At 71.2% G+C, this 15,382-nt stretch carries 16 protein-coding genes; 14 read left to right on the forward strand and 2 right to left on the reverse strand.

The features are described from left to right. The first annotated feature begins 6 nt into the window (after positions 1-6). The 13 genes from ABZV77_RS20005 to ABZV77_RS20065 all read left to right on the forward strand — a co-directional run bounded on the left by ABZV77_RS20005 (position 7) and on the right by ABZV77_RS20065 (position 12,787). The gene (locus tag ABZV77_RS20005; RefSeq protein WP_356258329.1) at positions 7-960 is read left to right on the forward strand and encodes a WYL domain-containing protein; all 954 of its coding nucleotides are present in this window, start codon (positions 7-9) and stop codon (positions 958-960) included. Positions 961-978: 18 nt separating this feature from the next. Then, positions 979-1,974, forward strand: coding sequence for a WYL domain-containing protein (locus ABZV77_RS20010; protein ID WP_356258331.1), 996 nt, complete (start codon positions 979-981; stop codon positions 1,972-1,974). Between the two features lie 11 nt (positions 1,975-1,985). Further along, positions 1,986-2,246 (forward strand): hypothetical protein, encoded by a 261-nt coding sequence (locus tag ABZV77_RS20015; RefSeq protein ID WP_356258996.1) that lies wholly within the window; start codon positions 1,986-1,988, stop codon positions 2,244-2,246. A 9-nt stretch (positions 2,247-2,255) separates the two neighbouring features. Beyond that, a complete protein-coding gene (locus ABZV77_RS20020; RefSeq protein WP_356258333.1) occupies positions 2,256-2,453 on the forward strand; it encodes a hypothetical protein in 198 nt (65 codons plus the stop codon). A gap of 209 nt (positions 2,454-2,662) precedes the next feature. Further along, positions 2,663-2,947 (forward strand): Sec-independent protein translocase subunit TatA, encoded by a 285-nt coding sequence (gene tatA / locus ABZV77_RS20025; RefSeq protein WP_356258336.1) that lies wholly within the window; start codon positions 2,663-2,665, stop codon positions 2,945-2,947. A 95-nt stretch (positions 2,948-3,042) separates the two neighbouring features. Beyond that, positions 3,043-3,936, forward strand: a complete 894-nt coding sequence (gene tatC, locus ABZV77_RS20030) for a twin-arginine translocase subunit TatC (RefSeq protein ID WP_356258998.1) — start codon at positions 3,043-3,045, stop codon at positions 3,934-3,936. A 42-nt stretch (positions 3,937-3,978) separates the two neighbouring features. Further along, positions 3,979-4,869, forward strand: coding sequence for a diacylglycerol kinase (locus ABZV77_RS20035; RefSeq protein ID WP_356258338.1), 891 nt, complete (start codon positions 3,979-3,981; stop codon positions 4,867-4,869). Positions 4,870-4,964: 95 nt separating this feature from the next. Further along, positions 4,965-7,775: a DEAD/DEAH box helicase gene (locus ABZV77_RS20040; RefSeq protein ID WP_356258340.1), complete on the forward strand. Its 2,811-nt coding sequence runs from the start codon at positions 4,965-4,967 to the stop codon at positions 7,773-7,775. A 372-nt stretch (positions 7,776-8,147) separates the two neighbouring features. Continuing rightward, positions 8,148-9,809: an ATP-binding protein gene (locus tag ABZV77_RS20045; RefSeq protein WP_356258343.1), complete on the forward strand. Its 1,662-nt coding sequence runs from the start codon at positions 8,148-8,150 to the stop codon at positions 9,807-9,809. Continuing rightward, positions 9,806-10,213: a roadblock/LC7 domain-containing protein gene (locus ABZV77_RS20050; protein WP_055556816.1), complete on the forward strand. Its 408-nt coding sequence runs from the start codon at positions 9,806-9,808 to the stop codon at positions 10,211-10,213. The genes ABZV77_RS20045 and ABZV77_RS20050 overlap by 4 nt, the downstream gene beginning before the upstream one ends. Further along, positions 10,210-10,623 carry a DUF742 domain-containing protein gene (locus ABZV77_RS20055; protein WP_306335964.1) on the forward strand — a complete coding sequence of 138 codons (414 nt, stop codon included), beginning with the start codon at positions 10,210-10,212 and terminating at the stop codon, positions 10,621-10,623. The genes ABZV77_RS20050 and ABZV77_RS20055 overlap by 4 nt, the downstream gene beginning before the upstream one ends. Next, positions 10,604-11,227, forward strand: coding sequence for an ATP/GTP-binding protein (locus ABZV77_RS20060; RefSeq protein WP_356258346.1), 624 nt, complete (start codon positions 10,604-10,606; stop codon positions 11,225-11,227). The genes ABZV77_RS20055 and ABZV77_RS20060 overlap by 20 nt, the downstream gene beginning before the upstream one ends. 63 nt (positions 11,228-11,290) lie before the next feature. After that, on the forward strand, positions 11,291-12,787 hold the full coding sequence (locus tag ABZV77_RS20065; RefSeq protein ID WP_356258349.1) for a cytochrome P450: 1,497 nt from the start codon (positions 11,291-11,293) through the stop codon (positions 12,785-12,787). A 7-nt stretch (positions 12,788-12,794) separates the two neighbouring features. On the opposite strand, the gene ABZV77_RS20070 is transcribed toward ABZV77_RS20065, so the two are convergent. After that, positions 12,795-13,739, reverse strand: a complete 945-nt coding sequence (locus ABZV77_RS20070) for an RluA family pseudouridine synthase (RefSeq protein WP_356258352.1) — start codon at positions 13,737-13,739, stop codon at positions 12,795-12,797. Between the two features lie 179 nt (positions 13,740-13,918). Here ABZV77_RS20070 and ABZV77_RS20075 point away from each other — a divergent pair, with 179 nt between their 5' ends. Continuing rightward, on the forward strand, positions 13,919-14,527 hold the full coding sequence (locus ABZV77_RS20075) for a GNAT family N-acetyltransferase (protein WP_356258354.1): 609 nt from the start codon (positions 13,919-13,921) through the stop codon (positions 14,525-14,527). On the opposite strand, the gene ABZV77_RS20080 is transcribed toward ABZV77_RS20075, so the two are convergent. Then, on the reverse strand, positions 14,524-15,360 hold the full coding sequence (locus ABZV77_RS20080; protein WP_356258356.1) for a siderophore-interacting protein: 837 nt from the start codon (positions 15,358-15,360) through the stop codon (positions 14,524-14,526). The two genes, ABZV77_RS20075 and ABZV77_RS20080, sit on opposite strands and share 4 nt — an antisense overlap. Positions 15,361-15,382: the final 22 nt, after the last annotated feature.

The following is a 15,382-nucleotide window of genomic DNA, read 5'->3' on the forward strand; positions in this document are numbered from 1 at the left end:
GCGTCGATGGCCATTGCCAAGGCCGAGCGGCTGATGAATCTTGCGCTGTGTCTGCTCGGGACCCGGCGGCCGCTCAGCAAGCGCGAGCTGCGCGAGTCGATCGAGGCCTATCTGGAGGCGGGGTCCGACGACTCCTTCAACCGGATGTTCGAGCGTGACAAGGACGATCTGCGCGAGCTCGGTCTGGTCATCGAGACCGTCGAGAACCTGGAGGGCGAGGTCGGCTACCTCGCCCGGCGCGACAGCAACCGGCTGCCGCCCATCACGCTCGACGCCGAGGAGGCAGCGGCGCTCGGTCTGGCCGCCAAGGTCTGGCAGCAGGCCCGCCTGGCCGGTGCCGCGAGCGGCGCCCTGCAGAAGCTGCGCGCGGCGGGCCTGCCCGAGGACGTCGATCCTTACGGGGCGCACAGCGCCCTCGAGCCGCGCATCCCCGCGCACGAGGCGTCCTTCGAGCCGCTGATGCTGGCCTGCCGGGACCGCCGCCCCGTCGTCTTCGACTACCGCAAGGCCACCGCGGTCCGCCCCGAGCAGCGCCACGTGGAGCCCTGGGCGCTGGAGTGCTGGCGCGGCCACTGGTACCTGGCGGGCTGGGACCGGGACCGGGGCGCCGAGCGTGTCTTCAGGCTCTCCCGCATCACCGGCAAGGTGCGCGCCCGCGCGGGGAAGTACACCGCGGACGTCCCGGACGTCGTCACGGTCCGCGAGACCGTCGCGAGCTGGGCGGGGGAGACCGCCGACCGCACCGCCCTGATCCGGCTGCGCACCGGCGCGGGCTACCCGCTGCGGTCCAAGGCCGTCGCGGTGCGGGAACTGGGCGACGGGTGGGACGAGTTGGAGATTCCGTACGGCCACGGCCTCGATGCCTGGCTGGTGGAGTTCGGGCCCGATGTGGTGGTCATCGAGCCCGCCGAGCTGCGGGCCGACGTCGTGGACCGGCTGCGTGCCGTGGCCAAGGGCTGAGGGGAAGCGGACAGAGCAATGGCCTCGAACGCCATCGACCAGACGCGGCGGATGCTGTCGCTGGTGACCTATCTGCGGGAGCGCCCCGGGGCGCACGTCGGCGACGTCGCGCGTGCCTTCGGCATCACCACGGACGAGCTGATCTCCGACCTCGACGTGCTGCCGTTGTGCGGGACGAGCTTCCGCGGCGGTGATCTGCTGGACATCGACACCGACGGCGACCGCATCTGGTGGCACAACCCCGACGACGTGGCGGCCCCGCTGCGCCTCGCCGCCGACGAGGCGACCGCCCTGCTGGTGGCCGCCCGTGCCGTGTCCACGCTGCCCGGCCTGCGCGAGAGCGACCGGCTCGCGCTGCTGCGTGCCACCGCGAAGCTGGAGACCGCGGCCGGCGAGGCGGCGGGCGCCAGCTCCCGCCTTTCGGTGACGTTCGAGTCCGAGGGCGGTGTCTTCGCCGACGTCGACCGGGCCATCTCCGAGCGGCGCAGGCTCTGGATCCGCTACTACTCGCCCGCGCGCGACGAGGTCACCGAGCGGGAGATCGACCCCATCCGCCTGGTGAGCGTCGGCCACACCTACGTAGAGGCGTGGTGCCGCCGCTCCGAGGCCCGGCGCACCTTCCGGCTCGACCGGGTCGCCGAGATCAAGATCCTGGACGAGCCGTCGGCGCCGCCCGAGGTGGAGCTGAGGGACCTCTCCGAAGGTCTCGTGCAGCCCGCGGCCGAGGATCCCGAGGTCGTCGTCGAGGTCGGCCCCGGCGGCCGCTGGGTCGCCGAGTACTACCCGCACGACAGCGCCGACGAGCTGCCCGACGGCGGCCTGCGGATCACGCTGCGCACCCCTGAGCCCGCCTCGCTGCGCCGCCTCGCGCTGCGTCTGGGCGGGGACGGGCGGATCGTCTCTCCGGCCCAGCTCGCGGACAGCGCGCGGCAGGCGGCCCGCGCGGCCCTGGAGGCGTATGAGAGGGACCTCGGGGCGCACGAGGGTCACGACAGTCAGGAGCATGGGCGTTGAGCACACCGACGATGTCCGGACTGCCGGGGGTGCCCGCGCAGCCGCGTCCCGCCCCCGTCCTCTTCACGGCCGCCTGCCCCGACTGCCGGGCCCGCTTCGAGCTCTCCGCGGGTTCGCTGCGGCTGGCGATCGGCGCCAGCCCCCGCACCACCTTCTACTCGTTCACGTGCCCCGAGTGCGAGACCGCGGTGCGCAAGCCCGCGGGCGAGCGCATCGTCGAACTCCTCACCGGCGGTGGGGTGCGGACGCTGCGCCTGCACTCGACCGTCTAGGCTCGGCGCATGTTCTGGGCGATGCTCGCGATCGCGGCGGGCTTCTTGGGTCTCGCCGTCCTCGGCGTACTGGCGATCAAGGTTTTTGTGGAGGCGCAGCGTCTCGGGCAGCAGGTGACCGAGACCACGCGGAAGATCAACAGGGCGGCGGAGGACCTGGAGAAGGCAGCGGCCGGTGTGGCGCGTGCGGGGCGAGAGGCTCTTTAGCGTCCGCGACCTGTCAACTCCCCGAGGTGGGCGGGTACGCTGCTAATACGGCCCGGGATCGAGGCGGGGGCCGTACTCGGAGTATGCGCGGGGATTGCCGAGCGTTTACCCCGGGGGGTTACGATCGCTGCCAGCGCGGGAGATCGGATGTATGTCCGGTCTGCCGAGCAACCAGACTCCTGTCGCCTCGGTGAAGAAGGTATACAGCTATGGGTAGGCTCGGCCCCACCGAGATCATTCTCATCCTCGTCGTCATCGTCCTGCTCTTCGGTGCCAAGAAGCTGCCTGACATGGCGCGCTCCCTCGGCAAGTCGGCCCGCATCCTCAAGAGCGAGGCCAAGGCCATGAAGTCCGAGAGCAAGGACGAAGCAGCCGCTCCGGCCGACCCGCCGAGCGACCCTGCCGTCCAGCCGCGCACGATCCAGGCTGCCCCCGGCGATGTGACCAGCTCGCGCCCGGTCACCGAGCCGACCGACCGTACGACGCAGCGCTGATCCAAGGCCGGCGACGACGGTCGGCCTGCCGCACGAGATGAGGACGTGGGTTGCTCAAGTCTGCCCGCAAGAAGGAGAAGGACCCCGAGGGGCGGATGTCTCTCGCGGAGCACCTGCGCGAGCTCCGCAACCGGCTCGCCAAGGGGCTCCTCGCGATCACGATCGTGTCGATCGTGGCCGCGTTCTACAGCCAGGAGCTGATGGAGTTCCTGGCTGACCCCGTGCCGCGCTGTGAGCCCGGCATGAAGCAGACCGGTGGCCACTGCGCGACCGTGACGTTCAACGACCTGCTCTCGCCCTTCACCACGACGGTGAAGGTCAGCCTCATGGTCGGCATCATCGTGTCCAGCCCGGTGTGGCTGTACCAGCTGTGGGCGTTCGTCGCGCCGGGGCTGCACAAGAACGAGCGCAAGTACACGTACTGGTTCGTCGCCGCCGCCGTGCCGCTCTTCTTCGGAGGCGCCTGGCTGGCCTACACGATCCTCCCCGTCAGCATGCGCGTCCTGCTCGGCATCACGCCCGACGGCGCCGCGAACCTGCTGCCGATGGACACGATCCTCGACTTCACCGTCAGGATGGTCCTCGTCTTCGGTGCCTCGTTCGAGCTCCCACTGCTCCTGGTGATGCTCAACATGACGGGTATGGTCACCGGCCGCCGCATGCTCACCTGGTGGCGCGGCGTGGTCATGGGCGTCTTCATCTTCGGCGCGGTGGCGACCCCGACGACCGACCCGGTCGGCATGATCGCGCTCGCCGGACCGATCGTCGTCCTCTACTTCCTGGCCGTCGGCGTCTCGTTCCTGAACGACAAGCGCCGCCGCCGCAACGATCCGGACGCCGAGCTGGACGACGACGAGGCCTCCGACATCGACCTGACGCCCGAGGCCGTCGACGGGGTCGAATCGGTGCGGCCGCCCCGGGCGCTGCCCGAGCAGGCGGGCACCGGACGGGGCGATCAGCGAGTCAACGGTTTCGACGATGTGACCTGATCTTGTAGGGTCCTCCCTCAAACTCCGTCCGGGGGGACCCCAGTGACCAGCGAGATCACCCTCTTCGTCAATCCCACCGCGGGCCGCGGCCGGGGCGCTCACGCAGCGCAACCGGCCGCTTCCGCTTTGCGGGCCCGCGGCTTCTCCGTGCGAACGGTCATCGGTGAGGACGCCCCCGATGCGCTGCGGCGGGCCCGCGAAGCCGTCGACGGTGGCACCGGGGCACTGATAGCCGTCGGCGGCGACGGCATGGCGAGCCTCGCGCTGCAGGCCGTCGCCGGGACGTCCACCCCGCTGGGGGTGATCGCGGTGGGGACCGGCAACGACTTCGCGCGGGCCCTGGGCCTGCCGGTGCGCGAGCCGGCCGCCGCGGGGGAGATCGTGGCCGATGCGCTCAAGGGGGCGCGGCTGCGCGACGTCGACCTGGGGAGGGTCGGCGGGACGTGGTTCGGGACGGTGCTCGCCTCCGGGTTCGACTCGCGGGTCAACGACCGGGGCAACCGGATGCGGTGGCCCACGGGGCGCTTCAAGTACGACCTCGCGATGGTCGCGGAGCTGGCGGCGTTCAAGCCCATCCCGTACCGGATCACGCTGGACGGCGGCGCCGTCCACGAGGTCGAGGCCACGCTCGTCGCGGTCGGCAACGGAACCTCGTACGGCGGCGGCATGAGGATCTGTGCCGGGGCCGACATGAGCGACGGCCTGTTCGACGTCACCGTGGTGGGCGACTGCAGCCGTACGACGCTGCTCAAGGTCTTTCCGCGGGTCTACAAGGGAACGCACCTCGACCATCCGAAGGTGACCGTGCACCGCGCGGCCCGGGTCGAGCTCGCCGCGTCCGGCATCACGGGGTACGCGGACGGTGAGCCGCTCGGCGCGCTGCCGCTGACCGCGGAGTGCGTGCCGGGGGCCGTGCGCGTCCTGGGGCCGTGAGCGCCGCGGCGCACGCCCCGTGAGCTGGCCCGTTCCACCCCTGTTCCAATAATGATCGTCCGTTGTCAGTGGTGGCCGGTAGTCTCGAAAGCACGATGACAGAGGACCTCTCACCGGCCGAGCGGTATGCGGCGGCGCGCAAGCGCGCTGTCGAGCAGGCCACCGCACTCGCGTCCTTCCGCGAGATGTACGAATTCGGCCTCGACCCCTTTCAGATCGAGGCGTGCCAGGCGCTGGAGGCGGGCAAGGGCGTGCTCGTCGCCGCCCCCACGGGCTCGGGCAAGACGATCGTCGGCGAGTTCGCCGTGCACCTCGCCCTGCTGCAGGGCAAGAAGTGTTTCTACACCACGCCCATCAAGGCGCTCTCCAACCAGAAGTACTCCGACCTCGCCAAGCGGTACGGCGCGGACAAGGTCGGCCTGCTCACCGGCGACAACAGCGTCAACAGCGATGCCCCGGTGGTCGTCATGACCACCGAAGTCCTGCGCAACATGCTGTATTCGGGCTCGCAGTCGCTGCTGAACCTCGGCTATGTGGTCATGGACGAGGTGCACTACCTCTCCGACCGCTTCCGCGGTGCCGTCTGGGAGGAAGTGATCATCCACCTGCAGGAGTCGGTCACGCTGGTCTCCCTGTCGGCCACGGTGTCGAACGCCGAGGAGTTCGGCGACTGGCTCGACACCGTCCGCGGTGACACCGAGGTGATCGTCTCCGAGCACCGGCCCGTGCCGCTCTTCCAGCACGTGCTCGCCGGGCGCCGGATGTACGACCTCTTCGAGGAGGGGGAGGGCCAGAAGAAGGCGGTCAACCCCGACCTCACGCGCATGGCGCGCATGGAGGCCAGCCGTTCGTACAACCCGCGCGATCGCCGCAAGGGCAAGATGATCCGCGAGGCCGACCGGGAGCGGGAGCGCCGGCAGCGGTCGCGGGTCTGGACGCCGGGGCGCCCCGAGGTCATCGAGCGGCTCGACGCCGAGGGCCTGCTGCCCGCCATCACGTTCATCTTCAGCCGGGCCGCCTGCGAGGCGGCGGTCCAGCAGTGTCTGTACGCGGGATTGAGGCTGAACGACGACGCGGCGCGGATGAAGGTCCGCGAGATCGTCGAGGAGCGCACGTCCTCGATCCCGAACGAGGACCTCCATGTCCTTGGGTACTACGAATGGCTCGAGGGCCTGGAGCGCGGCATCGCGGCGCACCACGCGGGCATGCTCCCGACCTTCAAGGAGGTCGTCGAGGAGCTGTTCGTGCGCGGCCTGGTGAAGGCCGTCTTCGCCACCGAGACCCTCGCGCTCGGCATCAACATGCCCGCGCGCAGCGTGGTGTTGGAGAAGCTCGTCAAGTGGAACGGCGAGCAGCACGCCGACATCACCCCGGGTGAGTACACGCAGTTGACCGGTCGTGCCGGGCGCCGCGGCATCGACGTGGAGGGCCACGCGGTGGTGCTCTGGCAGCGCGCCATGAGCCCCGAGCACCTGGCGGGCCTCGCCGGTACGCGCACGTACCCGCTGCGGTCCAGCTTCAAGCCGTCGTACAACATGGCGGTGAACCTGGTCGAGCAGTTCGGGCGGCACCGCTCGCGCGAGCTTCTGGAGACGTCGTTCGCACAGTTCCAGGCTGACAAGTCGGTCGTCGGCATCTCCCGGCAGGTGCAGAAGAACGAAGAGGGACTGGAGGGTTACAAGGCCTCCATGACCTGCCACCTGGGCAACTTCGACGAGTACGCGCGGCTGCGCCGCGAGCTCAAGGACCGCGAGAACGAGCTGGCCAAGCAGGGCGCCGCCCAGCGCAGGGCCGCCGCTGCCGCCGCCCTGGAGAAGCTCAAGCCGGGGGACGTCATCCACGTGCCCACGGGGAAGTACGCGGGCCTCGCCCTCGTCCTCGACCCGGGGCTGCCCGCCGGGCGGGCCAACGGCCACCGCGGGTTCGACCACGTCGACGGGCCGCGGCCGCTGGTGCTCACCGCCGAGCGGCAGGTCAAGCGGCTCGCGGCGATGGACTTCCCGGTGCCGGTCGAGGCGCTGGACCGGATGCGCATCCCGAAGTCGTTCAACGCGCGCTCGCCCCAGTCCCGCAGGGACCTGGCGTCCGCGCTGCGCACCAAGGCCGGGCACATCGTCCCGGACCGGCACCGCAAGGGCCGCGCGACGGCCGCCGACGACCAGGAGATCGCCCGGCTGCGCACGGAGCTGCGCGCGCATCCCTGCCACGGCTGCGACGAGCGCGAGGACCACGCGCGCTGGGCCGAGCGGTATCACCGCCTCAAGCGTGACACCTCGCAGCTGGAGCGCCGCATCGAGGGGCGTACGAACACGATCGCCCGCACCTTCGACCGGATCGTCGCGCTCCTGACCGAGCTGGACTATCTGCGGGGCGACGAGGTCACCGAGCACGGCAAGCGGCTCGCCCGGTTGTACGGGGAGCTTGACCTGCTGGCCAGCGAGTGCCTGCGGGCCGGTGTCTGGGAAGGTCTGAGCCCGGCCGAACTGGCGGCGTGCGTCTCGGCGTTGGTGTATGAGGCGCGGGTGGGCGACGACGCGCTTGCGCCCAAGCTGCCGTCGGGTGCCGTGAAGGCGTCGCTGGGCGAGATGGTGCGCATCTGGGGCCACCTGGATGGTCTTGAGGAAGAGTTCAAGATCAGCCAGACGGAGGGCGTCGGTCAGCGCGAGCCCGACCTCGGCTTCGCCTGGGCGGCGTACATGTGGGCCAACGACAAGGGCCTGGACGAGGTGTTGCGCGAGGCCGAGATGCCGGCCGGTGACTTCGTGCGGTGGTGCAAGCAGGTCATCGACGTCCTCGGGCAGATCTCTGCCGCGGCCCCGCGCGAAGGCAGCACGGTCGCGAAGAACGCCCGCAAGGCCGTCGATCAGCTCCTGCGGGGTGTGGTGGCGTACAGCTCGGTGGGCTGAGATCCGGTGGGCCGGGTCCGGCCCCTGTCGCGTCTGCGGGCGCGTCCCTCGACCAGGTGGTCGTGGGGCGCGCCCGTTCGGCTTTTTCCGGGCGTTCGACGTGTCACTCCATGTGTTCGAATGATCGCCAGCTGTGCAAAAGAGCAGAGTGTATGCCTCTTGACGTCCGCTCTGCAGGGGGTTGCCGAATATGACTCGGCGATGATTCCGGCGGACTAAGCTCGCCCGGAGCGCGGCGAGTTGGACGCGTTACGACGCTTTCGCGCGCTTGTTCCCCAATCTTTCGATCGTTCGTTTCGTCATCCCCCTCCATATGTTCTGTCATCCCCCAAAGACGTCATATCCCCCAAGACGAGTGTTCAGAGGGCATACATGGTGAGTGTTCAATCGCCTCCCGGTGGCCGAGAAGTCCCTTACGCGCGCGTGTTGTTGTTGCCTGCCATGCTGATGGCGGCGGCGACCGGAGCCGCCGTCGCCTCGGTGGCGGAACCGGCCCGGCCCGCCGTCGTCTGGTGCGGCGCCGTCGCGACCCTCATGGTCATCGCGGTCGGCGCCGAAGCGGTGCGGCGCGGCCGGACCATCCGGGGGCAGCGCACGCAGTACGCACAGCGGCTCGCCTTCCTCGAACGGCGCATCGCATCCCACGACGACGAGACCGTGCGCCTGGGCCGGGAGATCCTGCCCGACGCGCTCTGGCGCCTGCGGCAGGGCGAGTCGCCCGTGGAAGTCGTCCGCAACGTCGTCGACAAGAACGAGGCCTACAGCGAACTCCCCGACTCGCAGCGCGAGTTGCTTCGCTCCGTTCTCGAAACCCTGGACCGCGAGGAAGCGATGCGTGAATCCGCGCAGCGCGCCTTCGTCAACATCGCCCGGCGCGTCCAGTCGATCGTCCACCAACAGGCCGCGGAACTGCGCGACATGGAGGAATTCCACGGCCGCAACCCCGAGGTCTTCGACGACCTGCTCCGCATCGACCACGGCACCGCACTGATCGGCAGGCTCGCCGACTCCATCGCGGTGCTCGGCGGCGCCCGCCCCGGCCGCCAGTGGCCCAAGCCCGTACCGCTGTTCAGCGTGTTGCGCGGCGCGATGTCCCGGATCCTGGACTACCCGCGCGTGGAGCTGCACTCGATCGCCAACGTCGCGATCCACGGCACCTCCGTCGAACCGCTCATCCACGCCTGCGCCGAACTCCTCGACAACGCCACCCGGTACTCGCCCCCGCAGACCAAGGTGCACGTCACCGCCGTCGAGGTGCAGACCGGCATCGCCGTGGAGATCGAGGACGGCGGCGTCAGCCTCAGCGAGGAGGCGCGGGCCCGCGCCGAGCGCATGCTGGAGCAGGCGCAGGCGGGCATCGACCTCAACGACCTCGGTGAGACGCCCCGCCTCGGCATGGCCGTCGTGGGCCGCCTCTCGCAGATGTACAACCTCCAGGTCTCCCTGCGGCAGTCCGCCTACGGCGGCGTCCGCGCGGTCCTCATCGTGCCGCGTGAGATGATCACCACCGGGCCTGCGCCCGGCCTCGCCCACGGCATCGGCGCCTCCGCCGTGCCCCGCGTGGACAACAGCGGCCGCACCATCGAGGAACCGGCCCGCAACATCCGCCGCAAGAAGCCCCGCGTCGTCACCGCGGGCCCGCCGCTGCGCTCCCCGCTCACCGCGACCATGGAGGACGACGTCCCCGAGGTCACCGAGTGGACGCCCGGCGGCCTGCCGCAGCGCCGCAGCCGCGTCAAGGTCTCCCTCAGCGAGCGTTACGCGCAGGAGGCCGAGGCCCAGCGGATCGCCGAGGCGCACGCCGCGGCGACCGCACAGCCCCCCGCGCCCAAGCGGGAGGAGCCCGAACCGGGCCTCTGGATCGAGGCGTTCATGAAGGGCGTCAAGGGCGAGGACCCGGCCGACCCCACCGACCCCGACCCACTGCCACCACACACGGCCACCCCGGAGGGTTCCACGACGGACAGCTCCTTCCCGCCGGGGGGAACCACCCGGAACAACCACGGCAGCGCCGACGAGAGGGACTGGCAGTGATCCAGCAACGCGCCAATTTCGACTGGATGCTGAAGGAGCTCGCCGACGGGGTGCCACAGACCCGGCAGATCGTGGTGCTCTCCGCGGACGGTCTGCGCATCGCGCGGTACGGCGGCGATCCGGACGCGGCCGACCGCATCGCCGCGGCCTGCGCGGGGCTGCAGAGCCTCGCTGCGGCCGTGGCCACCGAGATCCCGCACAGCGACGGCGGGATGAAGATGGTCATCATCGAGATCAACGGCGGGTACTTCTACCTGATGGCCGCGGGCGCGGGCGCCTACCTCGCGGTGCTCGCCGACGAGACCGTCGACGCGGGCCTCATCGGCACCCGCATGCGTGACCTCGTCGTACGCATCGGGGCACATCTGACGAGCCCGCCCCGGCGCGACGGGCAGGCCGTATGACTCCTCCGCAAGAACCCCCTCGCGGCCCGCAACAGGGCGATGTCCCGCCGCAGCGCGACGCAACCCCCCAGCGGGAGCGCCGCAGCCCCGAGAATCCGGAGCGGCTGTACATCCTCACGGGCGAGGACTCCGAGCGGGCACCGCTCGACCTCGTCACCCTGATCGTGGCGCAGGGCGAGGCGTCCCCCACGGCCCAGCCCGAGCACTCGGCGGTACTGCGGCTGTGCACGACGCCGCTGTCCGTCGCCGAGCTGTCGGCCTATATGGCGCTGCCGTTCTCCGTCGTGACCGTCGTCCTGACGGAGTTACTGGCGACCGAGCTCGTACAGGCACGCGCCCCCATCGTCCGCTCCGCGCTCCCCGACCGATCCCTTCTCGAAGCGGTGATGCATGGACTTCAGAAGCTCTAAGAACACGGACACGATCACCGGCCCCCGCAGTGAGGACGTCCTGCCGCACACGGCCACGGCCGCCGTGAAGGTCGTGATCGTGGGCGGGTTCGGGGTCGGCAAGACGACGATGGTCGGTTCGGTGAGCGAGATCCGCCCGCTGACCACCGAGGAGACGATGACCCAGGCGGGCATCGGAGTCGACGACAACTACGGCTCCGATTCCAAGACGGCCACCACCGTGGCGATGGACTTCGGGCGCATCAGCATCTCCGAGGAGCTCGTCCTCTACCTCTTCGGCACCCCTGGCCAGGAACGCTTCTGGTTCCTGTGGAACGGCCTCTTCGAAGGCGCGCTCGGCGCGGTCGTGCTCATCGACACCCGCCGCCTGGAGGTCAGCTTCGACGTCATCGGCCGCCTGGAGGAGCGCGGCGTGCCGTTCGTTGTCGCCGTCAACGACTTCCCCGACGCGCCCCACCACCCGGTCGAGACCCTGCGCAGGGCGCTCGACCTGGAGGCCGCCGTGCCGATCATGGCGTGCGACGCCCGCCGCAAGGAGTCGAGCAGGGACGTCCTGATGACCCTGATGCGCTACCTCCACTCCCTGACCGTGGCCCGCGTCTGACCGCGCCGCACCCCGTTACCCAGCCCCCCCCGGCCCCCTCCAGTGAAATCCGGAGCGACGACAGTGACGACTCCTCCCCCCTCCTGGCCCGGCACCGATGCCACCGACGCCACCGACTACACGGCCGCCGCGCCACCCGGCTGTCCCGCCCACGGCCTCGGCCCCGGCGGTCTGCGCCGCATCTACGGCCCCGAGGCGGACACCGACCTCGCGGGTCTGTACGAGAAGCTGCGCGCCGAGCACGGCGCGGTCGCGCCCGTGCTGATCCACAACGACGTGCCGATCTGGGCGGTGCTCGGCCACAGCGAGAACCTCCACATGGTCCGCACCCCCTCGCAGTACACCCGCGACTCGCGCAGCTGGCGGGCCGTGCAGGACGGCAGCGCGGGCCTCGACCACCCGCTCGCGCCCGTCTTCACCTGGCAGCCGATGTGCAGCTTCGTCGAGGGCGACGAGCACCAGCGGCTGCGCGGCGCGGTCACCGGCGCCATGTCGGGCATCGACCACCGCGGCATCCGCCGCTACATCAACCGCTATACGAACCACCTGCTCAACGACATCTGCCAGGACGGCCACGCCGACCTCGTCAGCCAGTTCGCCGAGCATCTGCCGATGATGGTGATGTGTCACGTCCTCGGCATGCCCGAGGAGTACAACGAGCGGATGGTGCAGTCCGCCCGCGACATGATCAAGGGCACCGAGACCGCCATCGCGAGCAACGCGTACGTGATGGAGGTCCTGATGGGGCTGGTGGCGCGGCGCCGCGCCAACCCCGAGGAGGACTTCACCAGCAGCCTCATCGCGCACCCCGCGCAGCTCACCGACGACGAGGTCGGCGCGCATCTGCGCCTGGTGCTCATCGCCGCGTACGAGGCCACCGCCAACCTCATCGCGAACGTGGTGCGGATGGTCCTCACCGACCCGCGCTTCCGCGCCCAGCTCAGCGGCGGCCAGATGACGGTCCCCGAGGCGGTCGAGCAGTCCCTGTGGGACGAGCCGCCGTTCAGCGCGATGGTCGGCTACTTCGCGAAGCAGGACACCCAGCTCGGCGGCCAGCGGATCCGCGCGGGCGACGGCCTGATCATGGGCATCGCGCCGGGCAACGTCGACCCGGTCGTCCGGCCCGACCTCGCCGCCAACATGCAGGGCAACCGCTCGCACCTCGCGTTCAGCGGCGGCCCGCACGAATGCCCCGGCCAGGACATCGGCCGCGCCATCGCGGACACCGGCGTCGACGCGCTCCTGATGCGGCTGCCGGACGTCGAACTGGCCATCGACGAGCGGGACCTGCGGTGGACGTCGTCGATCATGTCCCGGCATCTGGTGGCGCTGCCGGTGAAGTTCGCGCCGCGCCCGCCGCAGGACGTGATGGCCCGCCCCTCGGCGCAGATGCCGACACCGCGCAGGGACTGGCAGGTGTCGTCCCCGCCGCCGCGCCGCCCGGAGCCCGCCGCCCCGGCCGCTCCGCCGTCGGCGGCGCCCGCCGCGGCCCCTGCACCCGAGGCCGCCCCGCCCAAGGGGGCGTGGCAGCGCTTCCTCACCTGGTGGCGCGGCCACTGACGGACGGCTACCGCGCCCAGGTGTCGTACGCCTCCCAGGCGCCCAGCGTCCGCCCGCTGGTGAAGCGGTGCGCGACGCCCGTGACCGGGTCCGTGAACTCCAGGGTGCGCGCCAGGAGCTGGAGCGGCCGCCGGAAGTCGTCCGGCGGCACGGGTCCGGTCACCACCGGGTAGACCGGGTCGCCGAGGATCGGCAGGCCCAACGCGTTCATGTGGACGCGGAGTTGGTGGGTGCGGCCGGTGTGCGGGGTGAGGCGGTAGCGGCCGAGTCCGGCGCGGTGTCCGACGAGTTCGATGCGGCTCTCGCTGTTCGGCTCGGCGCCCGCCACCTCGTACGCCGCGATGATGCCGCGCTCCTTCACGATGTGGCTGCGCACGGTCCGCGGGAGCGGCACGTCCGGGTCGTACGGCGCCACGGCCTCGTACTCCTTGTGTACGCGGCGGTCCCCGAACAGCGTCTGGTAGGCGCCGCGTTCCTCGGGCCGCACGATGAACAGGAGCAGTCCGGCGGTCAGCCGGTCCAGGCGGTGGGCGGCGCCGAGCGTCGGGATGCCGAGTTCCCTGCGGAGCCTGGCGAGGGCGGTCTGGGTGACGTGGCTGCCGCGCGGCATCGTGGCGAGGAAGTGCGGCTTGTCCACGACGACGATGTGCTCGTCGCGGTGGACGACGTCGAGGGGGAACGGGACCGGGACCTCCGCGGGGAGGTCCCGGTGGAACCAGACGGAGGCGCCCGGCAGGTAGGGGGTGTCCGGGGTCACCGGTGCGCCGTCCGCGCCGACGATCCTGCCGTCCCGCACCATCGCGTCGATGACGCCGGGCCCGGCCGCGAGCCGCTCCACCAGGTGGTCGCGCACGGTCGGCCAGGTCCCTTCGAGCGGAAGTGCGACCCGGACGGGGTCGATGCCGTCGCGCTGGGGGAGCGGGGCGGGCAGAAGGCGGCGCTTGCGTCTCATCAGTGGGTCAGCGTACGGGGCGCCGCAGGCCAGGGGGGTGTGGGCGGTGGTGGCGGGGGTGTTCGCGGATCTTGTGGGGCGGGCGGGTGTGCGGGGCGCGCGGGGGCCGGGCCCGCAGGCTCATGTGCGCCCCGGAAAACCACTGCCGTCGCCCGTGCCCCCACTGGCACCATGCGCCCATGCCCTTCAAGATCTCCGACATCGTCGCGGCCGGTGCCCTCGCCCGCCGTGCGCAGCCGACGCTCCCCGCTCCCGGCGGCCTCGTCCTGCGCCCCTGGTCGGCCGCCGACGTGCCTGCCGTGTACACGGCGTTCCAGGACCCCGTGATACAGCGCTGGCACGCACGCGTGGCCGATTCCGAGAGCGAGGTGCGCGGCTGGATAGAGGGCTGGCGCAAGGCGTGGGCGGACGAGCGCGACGCGTACTGGGCGATTGCCGACGCGGAAACCGACGCGCTCGTCGGGCGGGTGGCCCTGCGGTGCATCGTGCTCGGCGACGGCCAGGCCGAAGTCGCGTACTGGACCATGCCGTCGGCGCGCGGCCGGGGCGTCGCCCCGCGCGCCGTCGAGGCGCTCACCCGGTGGGCCTTCGAGGAAGTGGGCCTCCACCGCCTGGAGTTGAGCCATTCGATGGCCAATGACGCGTCGTGCCGCGTCGCCCTGAAGACCGGGTTCGCGGTGGAGGGCACCAAGCGCAGCGCGCTGCTGCACGAGGACGGGTGGCACGACATGCATCTGCACGCCCGGATCAAGGGGGATGTGCCGCCCGCCCCGCCGGAAGGTGTCTAGGCCGCCTTCTCCTGCTCCGCCTCCACCTGCGCGTTCCACTCCCGCTTGGAGGCCTGCCAGCCGTCCTCGTTGTGGCCGAGGCGCCAGTAGCCGGAGATGGAGAGGCGCTCGCGGGGGATCTCGTGCTCGATGCGCAGGTAGCGGCGCAGCTCCTTCACGAAGCCCGCCTCGCCGTGCACGAAGGCCTGCAGCTCGCCCTCCGGGAACTCCAGGGAGCGGACGGCCTCGATGAGGAGCTCGCCGACCGGGCGGTCGCCGCGGTGCAGCCAGACGACCTCGGCGTCCGTCGCGATCTTCTGCTCCTCCTCGGGGCCCTCGACCTCGATGAAGACGCGGGCCACCGCGCCCTCGGGCAGCGCCTCGGCCGCCGCGGCGATGGCGGGCAGGGCGCTCTCGTCACCGGCCAGCAGGTGCCAGTCGGCGTCCGCGCCCGGGGCGTACGCGCCGCCCGGGCCCTGGAAGCGCACCGTGGCGCCCGGCTCGACGGCTCGCGCCCACGGACCCGCGAGACCCTCGTCGCCGTGGATCACGAAGTCGAGGGCCAGCTCCCGGGTCTCGGCGTCCCACCAGCGCACCGTGTACGTCCGGGTCACCGGCCACTGCTCGCGCGGGAGCTCCTCGCGGATGCGCTGAAGGTCGAAGGGCTCGGGATAGGTGACGCCCTCGGCGTCGAAGAGCAGCTTCACATAGTGGTCGGTGCACCCTGCGGTGGTGAACTCGGCGAGGCCCTCGCCGCCGAGGATGACGCGCTGCATGTGCGGGGTCAGCCGCTCCGTGCGGACTACCTGTGCGACATGGGCCTTCGGTGCTTTGCGTGCCGGACGTTCTGCCATGGCGGCGGCCTCCCCTGATCCA

It is taken from the genome of Streptomyces sp. NPDC004732, from assembly GCF_040609235.1.
Taxonomy (GTDB): Bacteria; Actinomycetota; Actinomycetes; order Streptomycetales; family Streptomycetaceae; genus Streptomyces.